The organism is Anaeromyxobacter paludicola, from assembly GCF_023169965.1.
Lineage (GTDB): Bacteria > Myxococcota > Myxococcia > Myxococcales > Anaeromyxobacteraceae > Anaeromyxobacter_B > Anaeromyxobacter_B paludicola.
In genome coordinates, this window is record NZ_AP025592.1 from 4,401,350 (window position 1) to 4,427,324 (window position 25,975).

At 74.4% G+C, this 25,975-nt stretch carries 23 protein-coding genes; 16 read left to right on the plus strand and 7 right to left on the minus strand.

Annotated features, from left to right (window positions below; genetic code table 11):
• Positions 1-131: 131 nt before the first annotated feature.
• Complete coding sequence (locus AMPC_RS19570) at positions 132-635, plus strand: PilZ domain-containing protein (RefSeq protein ID WP_248343228.1); 504 nt, start codon at positions 132-134, stop codon at positions 633-635.
• Between the two features lie 31 nt (positions 636-666).
• Complete coding sequence (locus AMPC_RS19575; RefSeq protein ID WP_248343235.1) at positions 667-1,131, plus strand: PilZ domain-containing protein; 465 nt, start codon at positions 667-669, stop codon at positions 1,129-1,131.
• Between the two features lie 12 nt (positions 1,132-1,143).
• On the opposite strand, the gene aroG is transcribed toward AMPC_RS19575, so the two are convergent.
• The gene (gene aroG / locus AMPC_RS19580; protein ID WP_248343236.1) at positions 1,144-2,202 is read right to left on the minus strand and encodes a 3-deoxy-7-phosphoheptulonate synthase AroG; all 1,059 of its coding nucleotides are present in this window, start codon (positions 2,200-2,202) and stop codon (positions 1,144-1,146) included.
• A 187-nt stretch (positions 2,203-2,389) separates the two neighbouring features.
• Here aroG and AMPC_RS19585 point away from each other — a divergent pair, with 187 nt between their 5' ends.
• Positions 2,390-2,998: an ACT domain-containing protein gene (locus tag AMPC_RS19585; protein WP_248343237.1), complete on the plus strand. Its 609-nt coding sequence runs from the start codon at positions 2,390-2,392 to the stop codon at positions 2,996-2,998.
• On the opposite strand, the gene AMPC_RS19590 is transcribed toward AMPC_RS19585, so the two are convergent.
• The 4 genes from AMPC_RS19590 to AMPC_RS19605 all read right to left on the minus strand — a co-directional run bounded on the left by AMPC_RS19590 (position 2,990) and on the right by AMPC_RS19605 (position 8,268).
• The gene (locus AMPC_RS19590) at positions 2,990-3,682 is read right to left on the minus strand and encodes a formate dehydrogenase subunit gamma (RefSeq protein WP_248343239.1); all 693 of its coding nucleotides are present in this window, start codon (positions 3,680-3,682) and stop codon (positions 2,990-2,992) included. The genes AMPC_RS19585 and AMPC_RS19590 overlap by 9 nt on opposite strands.
• Positions 3,679-4,560 (minus strand): formate dehydrogenase subunit beta, encoded by an 882-nt coding sequence (gene fdxH, locus AMPC_RS19595; RefSeq protein ID WP_248343243.1) that lies wholly within the window; start codon positions 4,558-4,560, stop codon positions 3,679-3,681. The genes AMPC_RS19590 and fdxH overlap by 4 nt, the downstream gene beginning before the upstream one ends.
• Before the next feature lie 10 nt (positions 4,561-4,570).
• Positions 4,571-7,630 (minus strand): formate dehydrogenase-N subunit alpha, encoded by a 3,060-nt coding sequence (gene fdnG / locus AMPC_RS19600; RefSeq protein WP_248343246.1) that lies wholly within the window; start codon positions 7,628-7,630, stop codon positions 4,571-4,573.
• Positions 7,631-7,812: 182 nt separating this feature from the next.
• Positions 7,813-8,268, minus strand: a complete 456-nt coding sequence (locus tag AMPC_RS19605) for a universal stress protein (protein WP_248343247.1) — start codon at positions 8,266-8,268, stop codon at positions 7,813-7,815.
• A gap of 60 nt (positions 8,269-8,328) precedes the next feature.
• Here AMPC_RS19605 and AMPC_RS19610 point away from each other — a divergent pair, with 60 nt between their 5' ends.
• Both AMPC_RS19610 and AMPC_RS19615 read left to right on the plus strand, forming a co-directional pair.
• Complete coding sequence (locus AMPC_RS19610) at positions 8,329-9,030, plus strand: ABC transporter ATP-binding protein (RefSeq protein ID WP_248343248.1); 702 nt, start codon at positions 8,329-8,331, stop codon at positions 9,028-9,030.
• Positions 9,008-9,793, plus strand: coding sequence for an ABC transporter permease (locus AMPC_RS19615; protein WP_248343250.1), 786 nt, complete (start codon positions 9,008-9,010; stop codon positions 9,791-9,793). Before AMPC_RS19610 ends, AMPC_RS19615 begins: the two co-directional genes overlap by 23 nt.
• Positions 9,794-9,925: 132 nt before the next feature.
• Here AMPC_RS19615 and AMPC_RS19620 read toward each other — a convergent pair whose 3' ends face one another.
• Entirely contained in the window at positions 9,926-10,330 is a 405-nt protein-coding gene (locus AMPC_RS19620) for a Fur family transcriptional regulator (RefSeq protein WP_248343251.1), read from the minus strand.
• Positions 10,331-10,499: 169 nt separating this feature from the next.
• On the opposite strand from AMPC_RS19620, the gene AMPC_RS19625 reads away from it, so the two are divergent.
• The 3 genes from AMPC_RS19625 to AMPC_RS19635 are packed head-to-tail and all read left to right on the plus strand — an operon-like array spanning position 10,500 to position 12,851.
• Entirely contained in the window at positions 10,500-10,919 is a 420-nt protein-coding gene (locus tag AMPC_RS19625) for a rubrerythrin family protein (protein ID WP_248343252.1), read from the plus strand.
• Positions 10,920-10,941: 22 nt separating this feature from the next.
• Entirely contained in the window at positions 10,942-12,303 is a 1,362-nt protein-coding gene (locus AMPC_RS19630) for a heterodisulfide reductase-related iron-sulfur binding cluster (RefSeq protein WP_248343253.1), read from the plus strand.
• Positions 12,300-12,851 carry a DUF3501 family protein gene (locus AMPC_RS19635; protein ID WP_248343254.1) on the plus strand — a complete coding sequence of 184 codons (552 nt, stop codon included), beginning with the start codon at positions 12,300-12,302 and terminating at the stop codon, positions 12,849-12,851. The genes AMPC_RS19630 and AMPC_RS19635 overlap by 4 nt, the downstream gene beginning before the upstream one ends.
• 5 nt (positions 12,852-12,856) lie before the next feature.
• Here the strand turns inward: AMPC_RS19635 and AMPC_RS19640 are convergent, their stop codons facing one another.
• Complete coding sequence (locus tag AMPC_RS19640; protein ID WP_248343255.1) at positions 12,857-14,077, minus strand: phospholipid carrier-dependent glycosyltransferase; 1,221 nt, start codon at positions 14,075-14,077, stop codon at positions 12,857-12,859.
• A 60-nt stretch (positions 14,078-14,137) separates the two neighbouring features.
• Here AMPC_RS19640 and AMPC_RS19645 point away from each other — a divergent pair, with 60 nt between their 5' ends.
• The 8 genes from AMPC_RS19645 to AMPC_RS19680 all read left to right on the plus strand — a co-directional run bounded on the left by AMPC_RS19645 (position 14,138) and on the right by AMPC_RS19680 (position 25,971).
• Complete coding sequence (locus AMPC_RS19645) at positions 14,138-15,238, plus strand: iron-containing alcohol dehydrogenase (RefSeq protein WP_248343256.1); 1,101 nt, start codon at positions 14,138-14,140, stop codon at positions 15,236-15,238.
• 190 nt (positions 15,239-15,428) lie between these two features.
• Complete coding sequence (locus tag AMPC_RS19650; RefSeq protein WP_248343257.1) at positions 15,429-17,159, plus strand: transporter substrate-binding domain-containing protein; 1,731 nt, start codon at positions 15,429-15,431, stop codon at positions 17,157-17,159.
• Positions 17,156-18,559, plus strand: a complete 1,404-nt coding sequence (locus tag AMPC_RS19655; protein ID WP_248343258.1) for a sigma-54-dependent transcriptional regulator — start codon at positions 17,156-17,158, stop codon at positions 18,557-18,559. Before AMPC_RS19650 ends, AMPC_RS19655 begins: the two co-directional genes overlap by 4 nt.
• 369 nt (positions 18,560-18,928) lie before the next feature.
• On the plus strand, positions 18,929-20,284 hold the full coding sequence (locus AMPC_RS19660) for an anaerobic C4-dicarboxylate transporter (RefSeq protein ID WP_248343260.1): 1,356 nt from the start codon (positions 18,929-18,931) through the stop codon (positions 20,282-20,284).
• Positions 20,285-20,496: 212 nt separating this feature from the next.
• Positions 20,497-20,826 carry an STAS domain-containing protein gene (locus AMPC_RS19665; protein WP_248343262.1) on the plus strand — a complete coding sequence of 110 codons (330 nt, stop codon included), beginning with the start codon at positions 20,497-20,499 and terminating at the stop codon, positions 20,824-20,826.
• Complete coding sequence (locus AMPC_RS19670; RefSeq protein WP_248343264.1) at positions 20,823-22,673, plus strand: glycosyltransferase; 1,851 nt, start codon at positions 20,823-20,825, stop codon at positions 22,671-22,673. The genes AMPC_RS19665 and AMPC_RS19670 overlap by 4 nt, the downstream gene beginning before the upstream one ends.
• Positions 22,670-24,007 (plus strand): DUF3131 domain-containing protein, encoded by a 1,338-nt coding sequence (locus AMPC_RS19675; RefSeq protein ID WP_248343265.1) that lies wholly within the window; start codon positions 22,670-22,672, stop codon positions 24,005-24,007. The genes AMPC_RS19670 and AMPC_RS19675 overlap by 4 nt, the downstream gene beginning before the upstream one ends.
• The gene (locus tag AMPC_RS19680) at positions 24,004-25,971 is read left to right on the plus strand and encodes a DUF3131 domain-containing protein (RefSeq protein WP_248343267.1); all 1,968 of its coding nucleotides are present in this window, start codon (positions 24,004-24,006) and stop codon (positions 25,969-25,971) included. The genes AMPC_RS19675 and AMPC_RS19680 overlap by 4 nt, the downstream gene beginning before the upstream one ends.
• The last annotated feature ends 4 nt before the right edge of the window (positions 25,972-25,975 follow it).

Here is a 25,975-nt window from a genome sequence, read left to right on the forward strand (position 1 = left end):
GCGAGCCCGAGTCAATGGGCAGCGTCCCGACCGGCCCGGAGACTCCCCAGGTGGAGGTAACCCCGAAGACGGGCCTCTCGTCGAGGGAGCGCGTTGTGGACAACGGATCGCGCCGCTGCGACGATACCGGCGTGCTGCTGCGTTTCCCTTCACCCCACACCTTCGAGGAGCGCAACCGGGCCCTGCTCGACGACCCGCGCGCGCTGCCCCCGGCCGACCTGCTGCTCTGGCGGCAGGGGCGGGACGAGCTCGCGCGCCGCGCGCTGGAGGGCCAGCAGGAGGCGTCGCGCCGGCGCACGCCGCGGGTGGACGCGGTCTACCCGGCGTTCCTCGCCGGCTACGGCGGCGTCTTCACCGTCGACCTCGGCTTCGAGGGGGTGTCGCTCCGGGTCTGCGCGGGCACCCGCCTGCGCCGCGCCGAGCCGGCCTCGGTCCGGCTCAAGGTGGGCAACCAGTCCATCTACCTGAGCGGCCGGGTCGCCTGGGGCAGCGACGATCGCGTCGGTCTCCAGGTCGAGCAGGTGCACCCGGCGGACGAGCAGGTGCTGCAGGCGGCGGTCTGCAAGCGCCTCCTCGAGGTGCTGCAGCCGGGGAGCGGCGGGCGGGCCCTGATGGGCCGGCGGGCCGGCGATTAGACAGGCGCTCCGACCCGCCTCACAATGAGGTGTGTCGCCTTCCCTGCGCGAGGAGTTCGAGAGCCACAACCGCCTGCTCGTCGGGGGCGAGCGGCCGCTCACGCCCGAGGAGCTGGCGGTCTGGTCGCGGGGCCGCGACCTCCTGGTCCAGCGGGCGCTCGCGCGGCAGCAGCCGGTGGAGGGGTCGCGCCGGCGCCGCCATCCCCGGGCGCGGGCCCGGCTCTCCGCCCACCTCGCCGGCTGCGGCTCCGCCTTCACCGACGACGTCGGGTTCGGCGGGCTCTCGCTGCGCACCACCCGCCGCGCCGCGCTGCGACGCGGCGACGACGCCTACGTGAAGCTCAAGTGGGCGCAGCGGTCGATCTTCCTCGAGGGGCAGGTGGCCTGGATCGACGGGGCGCGGATCGGCCTCGCCATCACGCGGATCCACCCGGAGGACGAGCACGCGCTGCAGGCGGTCGTCTGCGCCGGGCTGTCCTCGGCCTGGGAGAGCTGAGGGCCGCGCGCCTCACTCGGCGAGGCGGCGCCGGCGCACGGCGTCGGCGAGCGCCTCGAGCACCCGCGCGCTCTCCTCCCACCCCAGGCAGCCGTCGGTGATGCTCTGGCCGTAGGCGAGCGGCTTGCCGGGCGCGAGGTCCTGCCGGCCGGCGACGAGGTGGCTCTCGATCATCACGCCGAAGATCCGCCCCTCGCCCGAGGCGATCTGCCGCGCCACGTCCTCGCACACGGGCACCTGGTTCTCCGGCTTCTTGCGGCTGTTGGCGTGGCTCGCGTCGATCATGAGCCGCTGGGCGAGGCCGGCCCTGGCGATCTGCTGGCAGGCCTGCTCCACGCTCGGGGCGTCGTAGTTGGGCTCGGTGCCGCCGCGCAGGATGACGTGGCAGTCCTCGTTCCCTCGCGTGGAGACGATGGCCGAGTGGCCGCCCTTCGTGACCGAGAGGAAGTGGTGCGGCTGCTGGGCGGCGCGGATGGCGTCCACGGCGTTGCGGACGTTGCCGTCGGTGCCGTTCTTGAACCCGACCGGGCAGGAGAGGCCGGAGGCGAGCTCGCGGTGCACCTGGCTCTCGGTGGTGCGCGCCCCGATGGCGCCCCAGGAGACGAGGTCGGCGATGTACTGGGGCGTGATCATGTCGAGGAACTCGCACCCGGCGGGCAGGCCGAGCTCGTCGATCCGGAGGAGCAGCTGGCGCGCGGTGCGCAGGCCGGCGTTGATCTCGAAGCTGCCGTCGAGCTGCGGGTCGTTGATGAGCCCCTTCCAGCCGACGGTGGTGCGCGGCTTTTCGAAATACACCCGCATCGCGATCTCGAGGTCGGCGGCGTGGCGCTCGCGCTCGGCGAGGAGCCGCCCGGCGTACTCCTCGGCGGCCGCGACGTCGTGGATCGAGCAGGGGCCGATCACCACCACCAGCCGGTCGTCCATCCCGTGCAGGATGCGGTGGATGGCGTCCCGGGCGTCGTGCACCACGGCGCTCGCCCGCTCGCTGCACGGGAGCTCCCGGATGAGGTGGGCGGGGGGCGCGAGCTCCCGGATGGCCTTGATGCGCAGGTCGTCGGTGCGGAAGGGCATGGGGCCGACCACTCTAGCAGAGGACGGCGCGGGCTCATCGGAGTGCCCGGCGGGCGGGCACTCGGTGCTCGCGGTCCGCACAGCGCGGGGGCGGCTCCCGCCCGGCGCGGCCTGGGGGCGGGCTCCAGAGGGCGGCGCCACCCGCGGCACGTGCCTTGCTTCGCCTCCCGGGGAGAACGGAGGCGCCTTGCTCGACACCACCGCCTGGACCACCCGCACCCAGACCCGCCCCGCCGCGCACTCGCCCACCGTGGCCATGCTCGCCTCGCTGGGGAGCGGCCGCCACCTCCTCGACCTCTCCGGCCGGCTCGCGCTCGGCTGGATGGGCCGGCTCGCCGCCGCGCTGGCCGACCGCCGCGTCAACATCGTGTCCGCGCGGGCCCGCCAGGGCGCCCCGCGCCAGTGGGTCGCCGCCTTCGAGCTCGAGCCGGTGGATCCGGGCCTCGACCTCGCCGCCCTCGACTTCGTCTCCTTCGCCGCGCTCCAGCCGGCGCGCCCGCCGGCGCTCGAGCCGCGGCTGCGCTCCTACCGGCTGGAGCGGACCGAGGGCGGGCTCCGGGTGGAGCTCCGCGCCGACGACCAGCTCGGGTTCCTCGACGGCATCCTGCGCACCTTCGCCGCCTGCGGGCTCTTCCCGGACGAGATGCTGGTCGAGACCCGCGACGGCGAGGCCCGCGACGCCTTCGTGCTGCGCGGCATCGGCGGCTCGGAGCCGCCGAGGGCCATCCGCGAGGCGCTCGACGCCCGGCTGGCGCGGCTGGCCCGCCGCGCCGCGCCGGGCGCCCGCTCACGCTGACTCGCGCCGGTCCGGCGGCGGCTCGCCGGCGGTCTCGCGCTCGTACCAGCCCGGGTGGTGGTAGCGGGCCCAGCGGCGCGTGACCCAGCCCTGGGTCATGGCGCGCATGGAGCCGCGCGTCCAGAGGGCGGCGTAGACGTGGACGCCGATGCCGACGAACATCACGAAGGCGAAGACGGCGTGCAGCACCGCCGCCAGCCGGCGCCCGTCCACCGGGATCGCCGGCGCGACGTAGGGCCGCCAGAGCAGCAGCCCGGTCGCGAGCAGCCCGGCGACGAAGCCGATCATCGACCAGTACATGAGCTTCTGGCCGGCGTTGTACTTGCCCTCGACCCGCAGCTCGTCCCGCCCGGTCATGTAGCCGAGCATGCCGCGCAGCCAGCGCCGGTCCGAGGGGAGGAGCAGGTTCTCCCGCCAGAGCCGGGAGGCGTAGGCGAAGAAGAGCACCGCCAGCGCCACGCCGATGAACGGGTGGAGCACCCGCATGAGCGCCGCCGACCCGAACAGCCCGGAGAGCCAGAAGAAGAACGGGTGGAAGAGGGCGAGCCCCGAGCAGAAGAGGAGCACGTAGGCGAGGGCCACCGCCCAGTGGGTGAGGCGCGAGGCCTCGGAGTAGCGCTGCAGCGCGTCGGGCGGCCGCTCCGCCGCGAAGGCGTGGCCGTGGCGCGGGGGGGTGACGCTCATGACCGCTTCTCCTCTCCGCCCTCGGGGCGCGCGTCGGGATCGACCGGCCCGACCTTCATCCAGTGGAAGAACCCGGCCAGGAACACCGCGCCCATGGTCACCGCCCCGAGCGTGCGCGCGAAGGTGCTCCGCCAGAGCGCGACCAGCGGGGAGATCGAGGGATCGCGCGGCTTGCGGTACAGCGCCGGGTCGCCGTGCGGCATCACGTAGAGCACGTGCGTGCCGCCCACGCCCGAGGGGTCGTAGACCTGCGCCTGGCCGTAGCCGCGCTCCTTGAGCTCGCCCACGCGCTCGTCGGCGAGGGCGCGCATGTCCTCCTTGGCGCCGAAGCTGAGCGCCTGGGTGGGGCAGGTCTTGATGCAGGCCGGCTCGAGCCCCACCGCCACGCGGTCGGAGCAGAGCGTGCACTTGTACGCCTTGTCGTCCTTGGGGGAGTAGCGCGGGACGTCGAAGGGGCACCCGGCCTGGCAGTAGCCGCAGCCGATGCAGGCCTCCTGCTGGAAGTCCACGATGCCGTTCGAGAGCTGCACGATGGCGCCCGGCGCGGGGCAGGCCTTGAGGCAGCCCGGGTCCGAGCAGTGGAGGCAGCCGTCCTTGACGATGAGCCACTGGAGCCCGCGCTCCGGCAGCTCCTCCTCGAAGAAGCGCATCACCGTCCAGGAGCTGGCGGTGAGGTCGGCCGGGTTGTCGTAGGCGCCGGCGGTGGCGCCGACCTCTTCGCGCAGGTCGTTCCACTCCATGCAGGCCGCCTGGCACGCCTTGCAGCCGATGCAGCGCGAGATGTCGATGAGCTTCGCCACCTCCTGGCGCGACCGGATGTCGGGCGCGCGGGTCTCGCTGGCGGAGCGGCGGCGGACGTCGAGGGATTCGAGAGCCATGGCCGCCTCCTCACGCCCGCTCGATGGCCACGGAGAACGCCTTGAACTCCGGCGTCTGCACGTTGGCGTCGCCCACGAACGGCGTGAGCGCGTTGACGAGGTAACCGGGCTTCGCCTGCCCGGTGAAGCCCCAGTGGATGGGCAGGCCGACCACGTGCACGGTCCTCCCCGCGACCCGCAGCGGCTGCAGCCGCTTCGTCACCACCGCCTTGGCGACGACGAAGCCGCGCTTCGAGCGGACCTTCACCCGATCGCCGGCCTTGATCCCCTTCTCGCGCGCCAGCGCCTCGCCGAGCTCCACGAACTGCTCGGGCTGGAGCACCGACGGGATGCGGGCGTGCTTGGTCCAGAAGTGGAAGTGCTCGGTGAGCCGGTAGGTGGTGGCGGCGTGCGGGAACTCCTCGCAGGTGCCGAGCCGCTGCCGGTCCCCGGCGAAGATCCTCGCCGCCGGGTTGTTCCTCGCCCGCGGGTCCTTGTGGAGCGGGTTCCCGGGCAGCGGGCTCTCGAAGGGCTCGTAGTGCTCGGGGAAGGGGCCGTCGGCGAGCTTGTCCACCGCGAAGAGCCGGCCCACCCCCTCGGCGTTGAGGATGAACGGTCCCATGCCGGCGGAGGGCGGGGTGTCGGCCTTGTTGTCGGGCACGTCGGGGCCGGTCCACTTGTCGCCGCTCCACCGCACCAGCGCCCGCCGCGGATCCCACGGCTTGCCGGAGGGATCGCAGGAGGCGGCGTTGTAGAGGACGCGGCGGTTGGCGGGCCAGGCCCAGCCCCAGCCGGGCGCGAGGCCGAGCCCGCTCGGATCGGCCGGGTCGCGCCGCGCCATCAGGTTCTCCTTGCCGAAGCTGCCGCAGTAGATCCAGCAGCCGCAGGCGGTCGAGCCGTCGTCGGCGAGCTGCGCGAAGCTCGCGAGCGGCTCGCCCTTCTTCACCGCCACCCTGGCCGGGTCGGCCGGGTCGGGGAGGTCGGCGAGCGCCTTGCCGCTGTACTCGCGGGCCACCTCCGCCGGGCTGGGCCGGAGCGGCTGCTGGTAGGGCCAGGTGAGCCGGGTGATCGGCTCCGGCACCTTGCCGCCCTCCTGCGCGTAGAGGGCGCGGACGCGGGTGAAGAGCTCGGCCACGATGTCGAGGTCCTGGCGCGCGCCCGGCGGCGGCTCGGCGCCGGGGTGGTGCCACTGCAGCCACCGGCTCGAGTTGGTGAGCGAGCCCTCCTCCTCGGCGAAGCAGGTGGACGGGAGCCGGAAGACCTCGGTCTGGATGGCGGCCGGATCGACCGGGTGGTGCTCGCCGTGGTTCCGCCAGAACTCGGAGGTCTCGGTGGCGAGCGGGTCGATGACCACGAGGAACTTGAGGTTCGACAGGCCGGCCTGGACCTTCTCCTTGTCGGGCGCCGAGCCGAGCGGGTTGAAGCCCTGGCAGACGTAGCCGTTCAGCTTCCCCTGCGCCATCAGGTCGAAGACGGTGAGGACGTCGTAGAGCCGGTCGAGCTTCGGCAGGTAGTGGTAGGCGAAGCCGTTCTCCTTCGTGGCCGCGTCGCCCCACCAGGCCTTCATCAGCGAGGCGAAGAACTTGGGGTAGTTCTTCCAGTAGCTGAGCTGGCCGGGCCGGAGCGGCTGGAGCGTGCGCGGGCCGAGGTACCCCTCGAGCGTGGCGTCCTGCTCCTTCGGCATGGAGAGGTAGCCGGGGAGGAGGTCGGAGAGCACGCCGAGATCGGTGAGCCCCTGGATGTTGGAGTGGCCGCGGAGCGCGTTCACCCCGCCGCCCGCCATCCCCATGTTCCCGAGCAGGAGCTGGATCATCGCGATGGAGCGGATGTTCTGCGCGCCGACCGAGTGCTGCGTCCAGCCGAGCGCGTAGAGGCTCGTCATGGTGCGGCCGGGGACGGCGGTGCTGGCGACGAGCTCGCAGACCTTCAGGAACTGGTCCTTCGGCGTCCCGGTGAGCTCGCTCACCACCTCCGGCGTGTAGCGCGCGACGTGGCGCTTCAGGAGCTGGTAGACGCAGCGCGGGTGCTCGAGGGTGGGGTCCACCCGGGCGTAGCCGTCGGGCCCGAGCTCGTAGCCCCAGCTCGCCTTGTCGTAGCTGCGCTTCGCCTCGTCGTAGCCGGAGAAGAGCCCGTCCTCGAAGGCGAAGCCCTCCTTCACGAGGAAGCTCGCGTTGGTGTACGCCTGCACGTACTCGCGCTGGATCTTCCCGTGCTCGAGCAGGTAGTGCATGACGCCGCCGAGGAAGGCGATGTCGCTGCCGGGCCGGATGGGCACGTAGAGGTCGGCGAGCGCGGCGGTGCGCGTGAAGCGCGGGTCCACCACGACGAGCCGGGCCTTGTTGTGGGCCTTGGCCTCGGTCACCCACTTGAAGCCGCAGGGGTGCGCCTCGGCCGGGTTGCCGCCCATCACCAGGATGACGTCGGCGTTCTTGATGTCGGCCCAGTGGTTCGTCATCGCGCCACGGCCGAAGGTGGTGGCCAGACCGGCCACCGTGGGGCCGTGTCAGACCCGCGCCTGGTTGTCGATCCCGACCACCCCCATGGATCGGAAGACCTTGTGGGTGAGGTAGCCGGTCTCGTTCGACGAGGCGCTGGCGGCGAGCACGCCGAGCGTGGGCCAGCGGTTCACCGTCACGCCGGCGGCGTTCTTCTCGACGAGGTGGCGGTCGCGGTCGTCCTTCATCAGGCGGGCGATCCGATCGAGAGCCTCGTCCCACGAGATGGGCGTCCACTCCTTCGCGCCCGGGGCGCGGTGCTCGGGCTGCTTGAGCCGGGTGGGGCTGTTCACGAAGTCGAGCAGGCTCGCCCCCTTCGGGCAGAGCGTGCCGCGGTTGACCGGGTGGTCGGGGTCGCCCTCGACGTGGACCAGCCGGCGGCGGGCGTTCTTGGCGCCGTCCCCGAGCGCGTAGAGCACGATGCCGCAGCCGACGGAGCAGTAGGGGCAGGTGTTCCGCGCCTCGCTGGCGCGCGCGAGCTTGTAGCCGCGCACGTCGGCGGCGGCGAGGGTGGGCACGGCCCCGAGCGCGGCGAGCGTGCTGGCCCCGGCGGTGGTGGCGGAGAGCTTGAGGAATTGCCTGCGGGTGAAGTTCATGTGGCCTCCGAGCGAGGGACAGTAGTCCCGTCGCCGGCGGAGGGCATACCGATCGCGGCTGGCCATTTTGGGGGTTAACGTATCGTGACGATCGCGCGCCACGGCCGGGCGCGCGCCCGGAGCGGTGCGCGGCGGCGCGGCCCCGCCGGCTCAGGGCCGGTGAGGGATCCCTTCACGGGCTCTCAGGCGGCGCTGCCGGAGCGGACGGTCACGACCGGGCACGCGGCCCGGCGCACCACCTGCTCGGCGGTGGAGCCGAGGATGGCGTGCGCGAGGCCGGTCCGGCCGTGCGTCCCCAGCACGATGGCGTCACAGCCGAGCTCGCGCGCGGCGTGCACGATCTGGAGCGCGGGCTCGCCGATCCCCTTCTCCGTCGCCACCCGCGGGGCGCCCTGCGCCTCGGCGAGCGCCTTCCACTCGGCGAGGTGCGCCTCGGCGCGATCCGAGAGCTCCTGCAGCATCCGCGGGCTCGCCACGACCGAGCCCTCCGGCAGCGTGTAGCCCGGCAGCTGGTAGGCGTGGAACAGCACCAGGTCGGCGTCGAGGTGCCGGGCGATCTGGACGGCCGAGGCCATGGCGCCGCGCGCCGGCTCGGAGAAGTCCACGGGGCAGAGCACCTTCTTCCAGGGGAAGCTCATGCGGCCTCCTTCTCGAAGGAGTTTGACACCGTCGCGACGCTGCCGCAAAGACCAGGGGGAATGAGCCCGAATGCGCCGTCCGTCCTCCGCACCGAGCACCTCTCGCGCGCCGTGGACGGCCGGGCCCTGGTGGACGGCGTCTCGGTCGAGGTGCGCGAGGGCGAGGTGCTGGCGGTGGTCGGTCCGAGCGGGGCGGGCAAGTCCACCTTCCTGCGGCTGCTCAACCGGCTCGACGAGCCGACGGGCGGCACGGTGTACCTCGACGGCCAGGACTACCGCTCCCTGCCGCCGCGCGAGCTCCGGCGCCGGGTGGGCATGGTGATGCAGACCGCCTCGCTCTTCCCCGGGACGGTGGCGGACAACGTCCGCTTCGGCCCGCGGCAGCGCGGGGTGGAGCTGCCCGAGGCCGAGGTGGAGGCGCTGCTCCGGCAGGTGGGGCTGCCGGGCTTCGCCGGGCGGGACGCGTCCCGCCTCTCCGGCGGCGAGGCCCAGCGGGTGGCGATCGCGCGCGCGGTGGCGAACGAGCCGGCGGTCCTCCTCCTGGACGAGCCGACCTCGGCCCTCGACGAGGCCTCCAAGCGCGAGATCGAGCGGCTGGTGGCGGGCGTGGTCGAGGCCCGCGGCCTCACCTGCGTCGTCATCACCCACGACCTCGCCCAGGCGGCGCGGGTCGCGGGGCGCGTGCTGGTGCTCGAGGCCGGGCGGGTGCGCCGGCTCGGGCCGGTGGAGGAGGTGCTGCGTGCTGAGTCGACTGGTCCGTGACCCGCTGCTGCTGAGCCTGGCGCAGGCGGGCGTGGCCGCGCTGGCGGCGCTCGCGGTGGCGCTCCTGGCGCGGCGGCGGCGCATCCACGTCGAGCGGGAGCTGCTCGTCGCGCTCGTGCGGGGGCTGGCCCAGATCTCGGCCGTCGGCTCGGTGCTGCTCCTCATGCTCGAGGGGCCGGGCTGGCTCGGGGTGCTGGCGCTCGCGGGGATGATGGTCGCCGCGGCCGCCACCTCGGCCCGCCGCGCCCGGCGCGTGCCGGGCGCCTTCCGCGTCTCGCTCCAGGCCATCGCGGCGGGGTCGGGGACGGTCATCGCCCTCATGGCGCTCGCGGGCGTGGTCGAGACCCACGTGACGGTGCTCGTGCCGGTGGGCAGCATGCTCATCGCGAGCGCCATGAACGCCAACGGGCTCGCGCTCGACCGCTTCCGCGCCGACGTCGTGGCCCACCGGCGGGAGGTCGAGTCCGCGCTGGCGCTCGGCGCGGCGCCGGAGGTGAGCGTGGCCCCGCACCTCCAGTCCTCCTTCCGCGCCAGCCTCATCCCGGCGATCGACAACCTCCGGTCGCTCGGGATCGTCTGGATCCCGGGGCTGATGACCGGCATGGTCCTCTCCGGCACGCCGCCCCTGCACGCGGCCATCTACCAGTTCGTGACCATCGCGATGATCTTCGCGTCCTCCGGGCTCACCTGCCTCGTGGGGACCACGCTCATCCGCGCCCAGGTCTTCTCGGAGGCGGAGCAGCTGCTCCTCCAGGCGCCGTGAGCGCCGCGGTGCGGAACGCCGCGCCGGCTCACTTCTCGAGGTCGCCGGGCGCTTCGCCCGCGCTGCGGCGGCGGCCCTCCTCCTCGGCGCGCCGGAAGGCGTCGGGATCCGCCTCCACCTCGCGGCGGGCCCTCAGCGCCGGTGCAGGCGGCCGCGGAGCACGACCTGGTACTCGCGCACGTCCACGCCCTTCAGCGCCTCGACCCGGCGCACGTCGAGCGCGTCCCAGGGGACGTCGTGGATCGCGCCGCTCGCCTCGTCCACGAAGTGGTGGTGCGGGGCGACGTTCGGATCGAAGACCACCTTGCCCTCGGCGAGCACGAGCTGCTTCAGGAGCTTCTTGCGCACGAGGAGGTTGAGCGTGTTGTAGACGGTGGCGCGGCTGATGCGCGGGTTGCGCGCCGCCACCGCCTCGAAGACGCGGTCGGCGGACGGGTGGGCGGTGGTGTCGAGGACGAACTCCGCCACCGCGCGGCGCTGGGCCGACGGCTGGATGCCGTGGCGCTCCAGGATCGCGGCGGCGGCGACGGGCTCCATGCCTCTCCAATTACGGACGGGCGGGGTCCATTTCAACGTCCAGTGAGCCTCCTCGAGGTCACTCCGGCTTCCCGCGCGTTCGTACCCAACTGGGACTTTCGCCGGGCGCGGGCCCGCGATTAGACGGCGTCTAAATCGTAACACCCCCTCACGCAAAAGGAGAGACGAGATGGCCAAGCTGAGCGGCTCGAAGACCCACCAGAACCTGAAGGACGCCTTCGCCGGCGAGTCGCAGGCGAACCGTCGCTACCTGTACTTCGCCAAGGTGGCCGACGTGGAGGGCTACCCGGAGGTCGCCTCCAACTTCCGCGAGACGGCGGAGGGTGAGACCGGCCACGCCCACGGCCACCTCGACTACCTGAAGGAGGTCGGCGATCCCGCCACCGGGCTCCCGCTCGGCGACACCTCCACCAACCTCAAGGCCTCCATCGCCGGCGAGACGCACGAGTACACCGACATGTACCCGGGCATGGCCAAGACGGCGCGCGAGGAGGGCTTCGCCGAGATCGCCGACTGGTTCGAGACGCTCGCCAAGGCCGAGAAGTCGCACGCCGGCCGCTTCGAGAAGATGCTCGGCACCATCTCCTGAGCCGGAAGGCGAGAGGGACCCGATGAGCGGAGAGAGCGTGGAGAAGCGGATCTCGTACCAGCCGACGGAGTGGCTCTCGTACGACCCGTCGGAGGAGAAGTACTGGGACGCCAAGGGGCTGCGGGAGGAGGTCGTCCGCGCCTTCGAGATCTGTCACGGCTGCCGCATGTGCTTCAAGTACTGCGACAGCTTCCCCACGCTCTTCTCCCTCATCGACGAGCAGCACGGCGGGGACGTGCGCCGGCTCACCGAGCCGGAGGTGGAGCGGGTGATGGACGCCTGCTTCCAGTGCAAGCTCTGCGAGGTGCAGTGCCCGTACACCCCGCGCGACGGGCACGAGTTCCAGCTCGACTTCCCGAAGCTCGTCCATCGCCACGACGCGGTGAAGCTGCGGGCGCGCGGGAAGACGCTGCGCGAGCGGGTGCTCGGCGATCCCGACCGCGCGGCCAGGGCGGCGCGGGCCTCGCTCGGCCTCGCCAACGCCGCCAACCGGTCGCGCCCGCTGCGGGTGCTCATGGAGAAGACCGTCGGCATCCACCGCGACAAGCTCCTGCCCGACTTCGCCGGCCAGCCCTTCGACGACTGGGCGGAGGAGAACGGCTACGTCCGCGCCGAGCCGGGCGGCGAGGTGGTGCTCTTCCAGACCTGCTTCGTGCAGCACAACGAGCCGCAGCTCGGGAAGGACGCGCTCGAGGTGCTCCGGGCCTGCCAGGTGGACGCGCGGGTGGTGAAGGGGCTCGCCTGCTGCGGGATGCCGGCCTGGGAGCACGGCGATCTCGACGCGCTGCGCCGGCAGGCGCGGCGGGACCTCGACCTCCTCCTCCCGTACGTGGACGCGGGGGCGAAGGTGCTGGTGGTGAACCCGACCTGCTCGATGATGATGCGCAAGGAGTGGCCGCACCTGCTCGAGGGCGAGGACCGGTCCCGCGCCGCGCGGCTCGCCGCGGCGGTGCGCGATCCCTCCGAGTTCCTCTGGTCCATCCGCGACGAGCCGCGGTTCGTGAAGAGCTTCCGGAGCGTGCCGCCGGGCGGCAAGGTCGCCTACCACGCCCCCTGCCACCTGCGCGCCCAGGGCGTCGGCTTCAAGGGGCGCGACCTGCTGCGGCGCATCCCGGGCGTCACCGTGGCGGCGACGGTGATGGAGTGCTGCGGCCACGACGGCACCTACGCCATGACCGTCGAGGGCTTCGGCCCGTCGCAGCGCATCGGCAAGAAGGCCTTCGACGGCATGAAGAAGGCGGAGGCCCGGGTCTGGGCCACCGACTGCCCGCTGGCGGCGCTCCAGTTCGCGCAGCACGCCGGCCGCAAGCCGCTCCACCCCCTCGCCATCCTCGCGCGCGCCACGCGCCCGGACGGCTTCGCCGACCTCGAGGAGAAGGAATGAAGATCAGCCGGTCCGAGATCCTGAAGCTGGAGGAGTACGACGCCCGCCGCACCGCCATCCGGGCCGAGGTGCTGGAGCTCAAGAAGCCGCGGCGCGTGCACGCGGGGCCGCTCACGTTCCTGTTCGAGAACGCCGACACCGTCCGCTACCAGGTGCAGGAGATGGTGCGGGCGGAGCGGCTCTACCGCGACGCCGAGATCCAGCACGAGGTGGACACCTACAACGAGCTCCTCGGCGGGCCGGGCGAGCTCGGGTGCACCCTCCTCATCGAGCTCACCGACCCCGAGGAGCGCGACCGGAAGCTCCGCGCCTGGGCCGGGCTCCCGGAGCGCCTCTACGCGCGGCTCCCGGGCGGCCGGCTCGTCCGCCCCACCTACGACCGGCGGCAGGTCGGCGACGACCGGCTCTCGTCGGTGCAGTACCTGCGCTTCCCGGTGGGCGGCGAGGCGCCGGTGGCGGTCGGGTGCGACCTGCCGGCGCTCTCCCTCGAGACGGCGCTCACCGAGGCGCAGCGCGCCGCGCTGGCGCAGGACCTGGCGCGGAGCTGAGGCACTCACCGCCACCGCACCGTCCACATGTAGCGACCGTAGGTCCCCGGCGGCTCGAGCCGCCCGTCGAAGAGCGGCGAGAACCAGAGGAAGAGGGCGGCGCACGCTGCGACGAGCGCGACCGCCGCGGGCCGCGCCGCGCGCGCCGGGGCGAGCCGCAGGAGGGCCCAGACCACCGCCGGCCCGAGCCAGAGCGAGGCCGGGTAGAAGTAGTAGAAGATCTGCATCCGCGGGAGCGCCGCCCAGAAGAGGAGCTGCCCCCAGTAGAGCAGCGCGAGCTGCCGCTCCGCCCGGCTCGCGCGGCGCGATAGCGCGCGCAGCCCGAGCCAGAGCGTCGCCGGCAGCGCCAGGGCGAAGAGGAGCGGGTTCCCGCCTCCCCAGACGTACCGCTCGCCGCCCGCCACCCGCTGGAAGTGGTACCAGGCCGGGCGCAGCAGCGTGGGCCACTGCCAGAAGCGCGAGTGGTAGGGGTGCGTCGAGAGGTCCACCCGGCTGAAGCCCTCCAGCATCTTCAGCTGGTAGGCGGGGATGCCGGAGAGCGGCGTGGCGTCCTTCGCGAGCAGGGCGAGCGGGGCGAAGGGGAGGGCGTAGGCGAGGACCGCCAGCGCGACCCCGGCGACGCGGCGGCGGAGCGGCCAGGGCGACCAGAGCGCCGCGAGCGCGCAGAGCGGCGCCGCCGACCACTTCGACGCCATGGCGAGCCCGAGGAGCGCCCAGCCCACCCAGGGCGAGGCGCCGTCGCCGCCGCGGCGCACCCGGCGGAGCCCGGCCAGCGCGAAGGCCGCCGAGAAGGGCTCGAGCATCGCCGTCCGGCTCTGGACGAACCAGAGGAAGTTCAGCCCGGTGAGCCAGACCGCCGCCTCCGCCGCCCAGCCCGCGAAGCCGAGGTCGCGCAGGAGCCCGCCGACCGAGAGGAGCGCCCAGAGCCCAAAGGCGAAGGCGACGACGCGGAAGGCGGCCGGCTCCGAGGCGAGGTGCAGCGCCTCGAGGAGCCGCGCGCCGAGCCCGAGCAGCCACTTGCCGAGCGGCGGGTGCTCCCAGTTGAGGTCGCCGGCGAGCCGGGCGAGGGCCCTCGCCGCGGGGACGTAATGGGTCTCGTCGAAGACGAGGTCCGCGGGCTCCCCCGCGTGCGCCAGGAAGAGGGCCCCGAAGGCGAGGGCGGCCGCGAGCGGGCCCGCGGCGCGGCGGAGCGCGGAGGGGGCGGCGGGGGGCGGGCTCGGGGGCATGTGCCCACGAGTGTACGCGGGCGGGCGGGGCGGCGCCCGGGCGCGTTACATTGGCCGGGCATGCCGACCTTCCGCTACGCCAACCCCCCCGTGATCCACTGGGGCCCGGGCTGCGTCGCGGCCGGGCTCCCCGGAGAGCTCGGCCGCCTCGGCGCCGGGCGCGTCCTCCTCGTCACCACCCGGAGCGCGGTCGCCGACCCCGCCCTGGCCCCCGCCGTCGAGGCGATCCTGGGCGAGCGGCTCGCGGGGCGGGCGGTGGTGGGGCAGCACGCGCCGGTGGGCGAGGTGATGGCCGCGGCCGAGGCGGCGCGGGACCTCCGGGCGGACGCGCTCGTGTCGCTCGGCGGCGGCTCGCCGGTGGACGCCGCCAAGGCGGTGGCCTTCTCGCTCGCGACCGGGCTCGACCTGCGCGCGCCCGACGCGCCGGCCCGCGCCCGCGAGGCCACCGTCGGGCCGGTGCTCCCGCACCTCGCCCTGCCCACCACGCTCTCGGTGGCCGAGCTCTCCTCCAGCGCCGGCTTCAGCGCGGAGGGGACGCGCGAGAAGGTGGGCGTCTCGGCCCCGGCGCTCTGCCCGGCGGCGGTGCTCTACGACGCCCGGCTGGCGGTCCGGACGCCCGTGCCGCTCTGGCTGTCCACCGGAGTCCGCGCCGTGGACCACGCCGCCGAGACCCTCCTCGCCGAGGGCGAGCACCCGCTGCCCGACGCGGCGGCGCTCGACGGCCTGCGGCGGCTCGCGGCGGCCCTGCCCGCGGTGCGCGCGCGGCCGGGCGACGAGGCGGCCCGCACCGAGTGCCAGCTGGGCGCGTGGCTCACCTACCTCCTGCCCGGGCCGGCCGCCCGCGGGCTCTCCCACACCCTCGGCAAGCGGCTCGGCTCGCGCCACGGCATCCCGCACGGCGTGACCTCCTGCCTGCTCCTGCCGCACGTGCTCCGCTACCTCGCCCCGCGCGCGCCCGGGCCGCTGGCGCGGATCGCCGCCGCCCTCGGCGCGCCCGACGCCGCGGGCGGGGTGGCGGCGCTCCTCGACCGGCTCGGCGTGCCGCGGCGGCTCTCGGAGTTCGGCCTCTCCGACGCCGACCTGGTCGAGGCCGCGCGGCCGCTCGCCACGGCGGCCCTCCCGCTCGAGGACCTCGTGGGGATCCTGAGGGCGGCCTCGTGACGCGCCTGGCCGCCCCTCCCCATCCCTCCCCGCCCGGGCGGGGAGGGGGACCCCGGAGCTCCGCGCGAGCTTCCGCAGCCGCGGGGGCCTGGAAGTCCACCCTCTCCCGCGAAGCGGGGGAGGGCGACCCCCGGCGCTCCTCGAAGTCCACCCTCTCCCGCGAAGCGGGGGAGGGCCGGGGAGGGGGCACGTGACTCGACGACTGCTATCGCTGCTCGCCCTGACGGTCCTCGCCCTCGCGCCCGGCGCCGCCGCGGCCGCCGCCGACCTGTCGCAGCGCGTGCTCCGCGTCGGCGGCGACCGGGACTACCCGCCCTACGAGTTCCTCGACGCCGACGGCAAGCCCGCCGGCTACAACGTGGACCTCACCCGGGCCATCGCCGAGGTGATGGGGCTGCGGGTCGAGTTCGAGCTCGGCGCCTGGTCGGCGGCGCGGCAGTCGCTCCGCGAGGGGCGCATCGACCTCCTGCAGGGCATGTCCTGGTCGGAGGCGCGGGCGCGAGAGTTCGACCTGTCGCCGCCCCACACCGTCATCTCCCACGCCATCTTCGCCCGGCGCGACGGGCGGGCGGCGCTGTCGCTGGAGGAGCTCCGCGGGCGCTCGGTGGCGGTCCACCGGGACGGCATCATGGACGAGACGCTCACCGGGATGGGGCTCGGCCAGGAGCTGCGCCGGACCGATACCCCCGCCGACGCGCTGCGGCTGGTGGCGGCCGGCAAGGCCGACTTCGCCGTGGTGGCCGAGCTGCCCGGGATCTGGCTCACCCGCGCCCTCAAGCTCGACAACGTCGTCCCGGTCGCCCACGACGTCGCCTCGCAGCGCTACGGCTACGCGGCCCGCCACGGCGACGCCGAGCTCATGGCCCGCGTCGTCGAGGGGCTCGCCATCGTGAAGAAGACCGGCCGGTACGACGCCATCCGGCAGAAGTGGCTGGGGGTGCTCGAGCAGGGTCGGCCGAGCTGGGCCGAGTACGCCAGGTACGGCGCCGTGCTGCTCCTGCCGGTGGTGGTGGTGCTCGGCGGCACCGTCGTCTGGACCCGCTCGCTGCAGCACGAGGTGGCGCAGCGGACCGCGCTCCTCGCCCGCGAGGTGGCGGAGCGGCAGCAGGCGGTGGAGCAGCTGCGGCTCAACCAGGCGCAGCTGGTGCAGGCCGACAAGATGGCGGCGCTCGGCGTGCTGGTCTCGGGCGTGGCCCACGAGATCAACAACCCGAACGGCTACCTCCTCCTCAACCTGCCGGTGCTGAAGGACGTGGTCCTCGACGCGGTGGAGCCGCTCGAGGAGCGCTACCGCGCCGAGGGTGACTTCCGGGTGGGCGGCCTGCGCTGGTCCCGGCTGCGGGAGGAGCTCCCGGAGATGCTCGGCGAGATGATCGAGGGCTCGCGGCGCATCAAGCGGATCGTCGAGGACCTGAAGGACTTCGCCCGCCAGGAGGACGCGCCGCGGCTCGCGCCGCTCGAGCTCAACGGCGTGGTCGCGGCGGCGCTGCGGCTCGTCGGCAACTCGATCAAGGGGGCGACGCGCCACTTCGAGGTGTCGTACGCGGACGGGCTGCCGCGGGTGCGCGGCAACGCCCAGCGGCTCGAGCAGGTGGTGGTGAACCTGGTGCTGAACGCCTGCCAGTCGCTCCCGGACCCCGGCCGCGCCGTGCGCGTCAGCACGCGCCACGACCCGCGGGAGCGCGCGGTCCTGCTGGTGGTCGAGGACGAGGGCGTGGGCATCCCTCCCGAGCACCTGTCCCGCCTGACCGATCCCTTCTTCACCACCAAGCGGGAGAGCGGTGGCACCGGCCTCGGGCTCTCGGTATCCTCGGGCATCGTGACCGAGCACGGCGGCACCCTGCGGTTCAGCTCGCGCGAGGGCGCCGGCACCACCGCGGTGGTCTCGCTCCCGGTCGCGGCCGAGGAGGGGGCGGCGTGAGCGGGCGCTACCCGTCCTTCGCGATCGTGGCCGTGGACGACGAGCCGGCCTGGCTGCGCTCGCTCTCGCTGGTGCTGGAGCGGGCCGGGATCGACCACCTCGTGCCGTGCCAGGACGCCCGCGAGCTCCCGGCCCTCCTCGCCCGGGAGGACGTGGGGCTCGTGCTCCTCGACCTCAACATGCCCCACCTCTCCGGCGAGGAGGTGCTGGCGCGGGTCGCCGCCGAGCACCCCGGCGTGGCGGTGATCGTCGTCTCCGGGATGAACCAGGTCGAGACCGCCGTCCGCTGCGTCAAGCTCGGCGCCTTCGACTACTTCGTGAAGACGGCGGAGGAGGACCGGCTCGTCGGCGGGGTGCTGCGCGCGGTGCGCATGCTCGAGCTCGAGCGCGAGAACCGCGACATGGCGAGCCGGGTGCTCTCGGGGACGGTGGCGCGCCCGGAGGCCTTCGCCGGCATCGTCACCCGGGATCGGGCGATGCTCTCGATCTTCTCCTACCTCGAGGCGGTGGCGCCGAGCCCGCAGCCGCTCCTGGTGCTGGGCGAGAGCGGGGTGGGGAAGGAGCTCTTCGCCCGCGCCGCCCACGCCCTCTCCGGCAGGCCGGGGCCGCTCGTGGCCGTGAACGCGGCCGGGCTCGACGAGGCGATGTTCGCGGACACGCTCTTCGGCCACGCGCGCGGCGCCTTCACGGGCGCCGACCAGGCGCGGCGGGGGATGATCGAGGAGGCGGCGGACGGCACGCTCTTCCTCGACGAGATCGGCGACCTCGGCACCGGCTCGCAGGTGAAGCTGCTGCGCCTCCTGCAGGAGGGCGAGTACTTCCCGCTCGGCAGCGACCGGCCGCGGCGGCTGCAGGCGCGCGTGATCGTGGCGACCCACCAGGACCTGGCCGCGCGCCAGGCGGCCGGCACCTTCCGGCGCGACCTCTACTACCGGCTCTGCACGCACCAGGTGCGCATCCCGCCGCTGCGCGAGCGCAAGGGCGACCTCCCGCTGCTGCTCGACCACTTCCTCGAGGAGACCGCGCGCGAGCTCGGCAAGAAGCGGCCGACCGCGCCCAGGGAGCTCGTGGCGCTCCTCGGCACCTACGCCTTCCCCGGGAACGTGCGCGAGCTGCGGGCGATGGTGGCCGACGCGGTCAGCCTGCACCGCGAGAAGGTGCTCTCGATGGACGCCTTCGTGGCCGCCATCGAGCGCGGCGGCGGGGCGGCGTCGCCGGGCGCGGCGCCGGCCGCCAACCCGTTCGCCCCGGTGGAGCAGCTCCCCACCATCCACGACGCGGTCGAGCTGCTGGTCCAGGAGGCGCTCTCGCGGGCCGGGGGGAACCAGACCCTGGCCGCCCGGCTGCTCGGGATCACGCAGTCGGCGCTCAGCAAGCGGCTCAAGGCGGCGCGGGGCTGAGGGCGGCCTCGGGCGCTCCTGGCCGCCCCTCCCCATCCCTCCCCGCCCGGCGGGGAGGGAGCCACCCCAGGTGACCTCTTCCCCTCTCCCGCTCGGGAGCACGTCCCGCGGGTAGCGCCGCGTCGTTCCCCTCTCCCGCGGAGCGGGGGAGGGTGAGGGAGGGGGTGGGACTCGCTGGGCCATGAGGAAAGTCATGGCCCCTCCGCCGAGCCATGAGCGCGCTCATGCCCCTTCGCCGCCGCGCCGGGCCCGCTCGAGCGGGGAAAGCGCAGCCCCGGCGCGGGCTTTCGCCGCCCGGCCCGCTCCGGCATCCCGCTTGCTCCTGGGGAGGTGCGCGCCGGGCCCGGTCCCAGCGCACGGAGGCTCACCATGTTGATGTTCTGGATCCAGTTCTTCCTCGTGCTCGGGGCCATCCTCCTCGGCATCCGCCGCGGCGGCGTGGCGCTCGGCCTCATCGGCGGCCTCGGCGTCGCCGTGCTCGTGATGGGCTTCCGCGCCGCGCCCTCCGAGCCGCCGGTCGCGGTGATGCTCATCATCCTCGCGGTGGTGACCGCCTCGGCCACGCTGCAGGTGGCGGGCGGCCTCGACTACCTCGTCCAGCTCGCCGAGAAGCTGCTGCGCGCCCACCCCAAGTACGTCACGATCCTCGCGCCGCTCTGCACCTTCTTCCTCACCGTCTGCGTCGGCACCGGGCACGCCGTCTACGCGCTCCTGCCGGTGATCGCCGACGTGGCCCTGCGGACCAAGACCCGCCCCGAGCGCCCCATGGCCGTCTCGAGCGTGGCCTCGCAGATGGGCATCACCGCGAGCCCGGTGGCGGCCGCCGTGACCACCTTCCTCGGCTACTCGGCGAAGATGGGCACCCCGGTCACCATCTACGACATCATCAAGATCACGCTCCCGGCCGGCGTCGTCGGCGTGCTCGCCGCGGCGGCCTGGAGCCTCAACCGCGGGCGCGACCTCTACTCCGACCCCGAGTTCCTGGCGCGCCTGGAGGACCCGAAGTTCAAGGAGGCGCTCGACGTCTCCGTCACCACCCTCGACAAGAAGCTCCCCCGCACCGCCAAGCCGTCGGTGGCGCTCTTCTTCTCCGGCGTGCTCGTCATCGTGCTCATCGCGCTCCGCGACACCGCGGTGAACGCCGGCTACCACCTCCCGAACATCCTCCCGCTCGTCGGCGGCAAGCCGGTGCCGATGACCACGGTGGTGCAGTTCGTGATGCTCTCCTTCGGCGCCTTCATCCTCTTCGCCGGGAACATCAAGGCGGCGGACATCGCCAAGTCGAGCGTCTTCACGGCCGGCATGATCGCGGTGGTCTCGATCTTCGGCATCGCCTGGATGAGCGACACCTTCGTGAGCGCCAACAAGGGCTTCCTGGTGGAGAAGATCGGGCGGATGGTGCAGTTCGCCCCCTGGACCTTCGCGGTGGCGATGTTCTGCGTCTCCGCCTTCGTGAAGAGCCAGGCGGCGACGCTGACGGTGATGATCCCGTTCGGCATCGCGCTCAAGCTGCCGGCGACCCTGATGCTGGGGCTCATGCCGGCGAGCTACGCCTACTTCTTCTTCGCCTTCTACCCGAGCGATCTCGCCGCCATCAACATGGACCGGAGCGGCACCACGCGCATCGGCAAGTACCTGCTCAACCACAGCTTCATGATGCCGGGCCTCATCGGCGTGAGCGTCTCGACGGTGGTGGCGTACCTGCTCTCGCGCGTCGCCTTCTAGCGGGCGAGGCCGGTCCGGGAGCGGGGCGCGCGGCCGGGCGGCCGGCGCCCCGCTCGAGCTCCGGGCGCCGGCAGCGCCAGGCCGGGTGGGTGCCCTGGGGGCCTCTGAGCGTGACGTCCCTCGACTCCCCGTTGGGTTGCGAAGCGCAGGCCCGGGGCTCATCGTCCTTCTGGCGCGGCGAGTAGGCGAGCCGTCGCGGGGGGGCGGGGGAGATGCTGCAGGCGCGGTTCGAGGAGAGGCAGGGCGCGCTCCTGGTCACGCCGGAGGTCCCGGCGCTGGACGCCGAGGCCGCTCCCGGTCTGCGGGAGCTGGTCGGGGAGCGGGCGCGGGGGCGCGCGCTGGTGGTGATGTCGCTCGACCGCGTCTCCGAGGTGGACTCCTCCGGGCTGGCGGGGCTGGTCGCGGTGTGGAAGCGCATGGCCCCGGGGGGCGAGCTGCGGCTCGCCGCCGTGCCGCCGCGCGTCCGGGCCGTGCTGCACGCCACCCACCTCGACGAGGTCTTCCCGCTCTTCGAGGACGCCGCCGCCGCCCTCCCCCGATGAGCGCACCGGATCGAGAGCGGCGCGAGGGCTGGTACTTCGCGCGTTACGAGGATCGCCTGCCGCCGGAGCCCCTGCCGGCGAGCCCGGCGCGCGACTTCGTCTTCCAGGCCCTGGCCGTGCTGGCGACGCTGCTCGGCGTCCACTACCTGGCCTGGCGCTGGGCCGCGTCGCTCAACCCGGACGCGCTGGGGTTCTCGGTCGTGGTCGCGCTCGCCGAGACCCTCGCCTTCGTGGGGGCGACGCTGTTCTTCCTCTCGGTCTGGCGGATCGAGGACCCGCCCCGGCCGCCGGCGCCGCGCACGGTCAACGACCTGCGGGCCGAGCCGCTCGCCGCGGACCGCCCGATCAAGGTGGACGTGCTCATCGCCACCTACGACGAGCCGGTGGAGCTGGTGCGCCTCTCGGTGCGCGACGCCGCGCGGATCGAGTACCCGCACCCGCTCGTGCTCAAGGTCCACGTGCTCGACGACGGCCGCCGCCCGGCGATGGCGCGCATGGCGGCGGAGGAGGGCGTCCGCTACCTCGCGCGCGAGGGGAACGCCGGGTTCAAGGCGGGGAACCTGCGCAACGGCCTCGAGCACACCGACGGCGACCTCATCGTCATCTGCGACGCCGACACCCGCCCGCTGCCGGGGCTGCTGCGCGAGACCCTGGGCTACTTCCGCGACCCGACGGTGGCCTGGGTGCAGACGCCGCAGTGGTTCTACGACGTGAACCCGGGGACGCGGCTGCCGGAGTGGCTGGCGCGGACGGCCCGCCTCGGGCCCCTGGGCCGGGGGCTGGGGCGCGTCGCCGAGGCGCTGGTGGGGCCGGTGGCGGTGGGCGCCGACCCGCTCGCGGCCGACCCGCTCGCCTTCTACGAGATCGTCCAGCGCTGCCGGAACTGGTGCAACGCCTCCTTCTGCTGCGGCGCCGGCAGCGTCCACCGGCGCGAGGCGGTGATGGAGGCGGCGCTCAAGGACTTCGGGGCGCGCGTCGCGGCCGCCGTCCGGCCCTGGGCCGCCGGGGTCTCCGACCCGGGGCTGCGGCGGGACCTCTCGCGCGCCCTCGCCGGGCAGGCGGCGCGCCACCTCGAGCTCACGCCCTACCGCTTCCACGTCTCCGAGGACATCTACACGAGCATCGCCATCCACGCCGACGGCGAGCGGCGCTGGCGGTCGGTCTACCACCCGCGCGCGCTCACGCGGATGCTCTCGCCGCAGGACCTGGCCGCCTGGACGGTGCAGCGCTTCAAGTACGCCTGCGGCACGCTCGACATCGCCTGGCGCGACAACCCGCTCCGGCTCGACGGGCTCACCCCCTGGCAGAAGGTGATGTACGGCGCGACCATCTACGCCTACCTGGCGCCGCTCTGGACCATCCCGCTCCTGCTCGCGCCGCTCGCCTACTTCTTCACCGGGGTCACGCCGGTCCGCGCCTTCGACGTCACCTTCTTCGGCCACCTCGCGCCGTTCCTCCTCGCGAGCCGCGTCGCCTTCGCGGTGCGGGCCTGGCGGGTGCCGACGTGGCGCTCCGAGCAGTTCCACCTCGCCTCCTCCTGGCTGTACCTGAAGGCGCTCGTGCACGTGGTCACCGGGCGGCCGCTGCGGTTCCAGGTGACGCCCAAGGCGCGGGCCCGGCAGCGCTCGCTGCGCCTCGTGGCGCCGCACCTCGCCTTCCTCGCCGCGGCGGCGCTGGGCGTCGCCTGGCGCGCCTCGCGGCTCGCGGCGGCCGGCGGGCCGCTCCAGACCGCGGCCTTCGCCTCCAACGTCTTCTGGGCGGCCCACACCGCGCTCTGCTTCGCGCCCTTCATCGTGGCCGCGCTGGCGCTGCCGCTCGCGCGCGAGCGGGATCGGGGGGCGCCGTGAGCTTCCTGCGGGGGCTGCTGGCCGCGCGCTCGCACCTCGCCTTCCTGCTGGGGCTCGCCGCCGCCGTGGCCGTGGTCCGGTTCACCTCCCGCCTCGGGCGCGCCGCCGCGACGCCCGCCCCGCTCGCGGCGGCGGACGCGACCGCGCTGCCCCTGCGCCCCACCGGACCGCTCGCGCCCCGGGAGCGCGCCCTCGCGCGCGCGGCCTGGGACTACCTCGAGCGCGAGACCGACCCGGTCACCGGGCTCGCGCGCTCGGTGGCCGGCTACCCCTCGACCACGCTCTGGGACCTGGGCTCGCAGCTCATGGGCGTGCTGGCGGCGGAGGACCTGGAGCTCGCCACCCACGCCGAGGCGCGCCGCCGCCTCGACCGGGCGCTGCGATCGCTCGCGGCCCTGCCGCTCTGCGACGGCCGGCTGCCGAACAAGGCCTACGACACCCGCACGCTCGCCATGACCGACTACTCGAACCGGTCCGCGCCGGAGGGGATCGGGTGGTCGGCGCTCGACCTCGGGCGCGTGCTCGTCCCGCTCTCGCTCGTGATCCGGCGCTTCCCGGAGCTCACGCCGCTCGTCGAGCGGGCGACGTCGCGCTGGGACCTCGAGGCGCTGTCGGACGGCGCCGAGCTGCGCGGCGCGACCCGCGGCGCCGACGGCGCCCTGCGGCACTACCAGGAGGGCCGGCTCGGGTACGAGCAGTACGCGGCCCGCGCGCTCCTGCCGTGGGGCGTGGCGGTGGCCGGCGCGCTCGAGTACCGGCACCACCTCTCGACGGCGGAGCTGTACGGCGTGGCGGTCCCGGTGGACGACCGCCGGCCGGAGGACCACGGCGGCACCCACGCCGCGGTGCTCTCCGAGCCCTGGATCCTCACCGGGATCGAGCAGGGCTTCGACGCGGTGGGGCTCGCGCTGGCGCGGCGCGTGCTCGAGGTCCAGGCGCGGCGCGCCGAGGCGACGGGGCGGCTCACGGCCCTCTCGGAGGACGCGATCGACCGGCCGCCCGGGTTCGCCTACTCGGCGGTGCTCAACGGCGGTCGGGCCTGGACCGCCTTCACTCCCGACGGGGCGCCGGCGCCGCCGACCTTCTCCACCAAGGCGGCGCTGGGCTGGGGGGTGCTGTTCGCAGGCCACTACCCGGACCGGCTCCTCGACGCGGCCCTCGCGCTGGTGGACCCGGCGCGCGGGATCCTCGCCGGCCGCTACGACGAGGGGGGCGCGCCGAACCGGGCGCGCTCGCTCAACACCAACGGGGTGGTGCTCGAGGCGCTCGCCTACCGGCTCCACGGTCCCTTCTCCCGCCGGCCGGCCCGGCTGGCGCGGCAGGTGGCGCGGTGAGGGCGCTCCTCGCCCTGGCGCTGCTCGCGGCCGGGAGCGCGGGCGCGGCGGCGGCGCAGGACCGCTGCGACGCGCCGGCGCTGCCCTCGGAGGCGCAGCGCGACGACGCGCGCGTCGCCTGGGCCTACTTCCAGCGCAACACCCAGCGCGCCACCGGCCTCGTGAACGCGGTGGAGGGCTTCCCGAGCACCTCGGTCTGGGACATGGGCTCGTCGCTCTTCGCGATGCTGGCGGCGCAGCGGCTCGGGCTCCTGCAGGAGGGCGAGCTCGACGCCCGCGCGGGCCAGGTGGTCGCCACGCTGGAGCGGCTGCCGCTCTTCGAGGGCGAGCTCCCGAACAAGGCCTACGACACCGCGACCGCGCGGATGGCCGACTACGCCAACCGGCCCGCGCCGGAGGGCATCGGCGTGTCGGCGCTCGACCTGGGGCGGCTCCTGGGCGCGCTCCAGGCCCTCGCCTGCGCCCGGCCCGGGCTCCGGCCCGGGATCGAGCGGGCGCTGGCGCGCTGGCGGCTCTGCCGGCTCGCGGGCGACGGCGAGCTGCACGGCCTGGTGCGCGGCCGCGACGGGAAGGTGCAGCGGGTGCAGGAGGGGCGGCTCGGGTACGAGCAGTACGCGGCGGAGCCGCTCGCGGCGCTCGGGCTCGACGTCGCGCGGGCGCGCCGCTGGGATCGCTTCTCCAGGCAGGAGGAGATCCTGGGCGTGCCGGTGGCGCGCGACGGGCGCGACTTCCGGAAGTTCGGCGCCGTGGACGCGCTCGTCACCGAGCCCTGGGCGCTCGCCGCCCTGGAGCAGGGGCCCGACCCGGAGCGCGCGCCGCTCCTGCGCCAGGTGTTCGAGGTCCAGAAGCGGCGCTGGGAGCGGAGCGGCGTCGTGACCGCCGCGAGCGAGGACCACGTGGACCGCGCGCCCTGGTTCGTCTACGACGCCATCTGGGCCGACGGCGGCGCCTGGCGGACGGTGACGCCCGACGGGAAGGAGGCGCCGGAGCTCCGCGGGCTCTCGGTGAAGGCGGCCTTCGCGCTCGCCGCCCTCTTCCCCGGCGACGACTACGCCGAGGTGCTGCGGCGGGCGGTGGCGGACGCCAAGGATCCCGCCCGCGGCTGGTACGCCGGGATCTTCGAGCGGGGCGGGCTCAACCGGTCGCTCAACGCCAACACCAACGCCGTCATCCTGGAGGCGATCGCCTTCGAGGCCGGCGGGGCGGGGGCGGGCTGCTGCGGCGGCCGGCCGCTGCGCCTGCCGGCGCGGGCCCGGAGCTGCCCGGCGGTGACCGAGGCCCGGCTCGCCGGCGCGGGCGGCGCCCTCGGCGGCGACGTGGGGCTCGGGCCGAAGCCGCCGCTCTCGGCGCCGCTCGTCTCCGAGCCGCGGTTCCTGCGGTTCGACGGCACCTTCTTCGCGGGCTGGCGCGGCACCGACGGGCCGACCGCGGGCGGCGTCGCCACCGCCTGGATCGGCCGCGCCACCTTCCTGCGGTTCGGGGGCGAGGGCACCCCGCGCTCCGACTACGGCAAGAGCCGGTTCCTCTGGGGCTTCGGCTACGACGACTGGCGCGACGACACCTTCTACCTCCACGTGGACAACTGGGGCCCGATCCGGATGGAGGACAGCCTCACCCACTCCGCCGAGGTGAACGCGGGCTACCGGCTGCCGACCCTCTGCGCCACGCGCTGGCTCTGCGCCTCGCCGGTGGCCGGGGTGACGACGCCGTTCGTCGGCGGCCCGTACCTCAACGCCCGGGTCAACGTGACCTTCTGGAAGGACTGGTTCGTGATGGGCGGGCTCGGCTGGACCGTGCCGGGCGTGTTCGAGGGGCCGGTGGGCACGCCCGGCTGGCGCGTCATGTACGGCCTCGGGCGCTGGAGCTGGAGGCCGGGGAGCTTCTACCTCACCTACTACGACTGGGGTCCGGACTCGCGGAGCGGGAACGGCATCCTGGCGGTCGGCTTCAACTGGGCGTTCTAGGAGG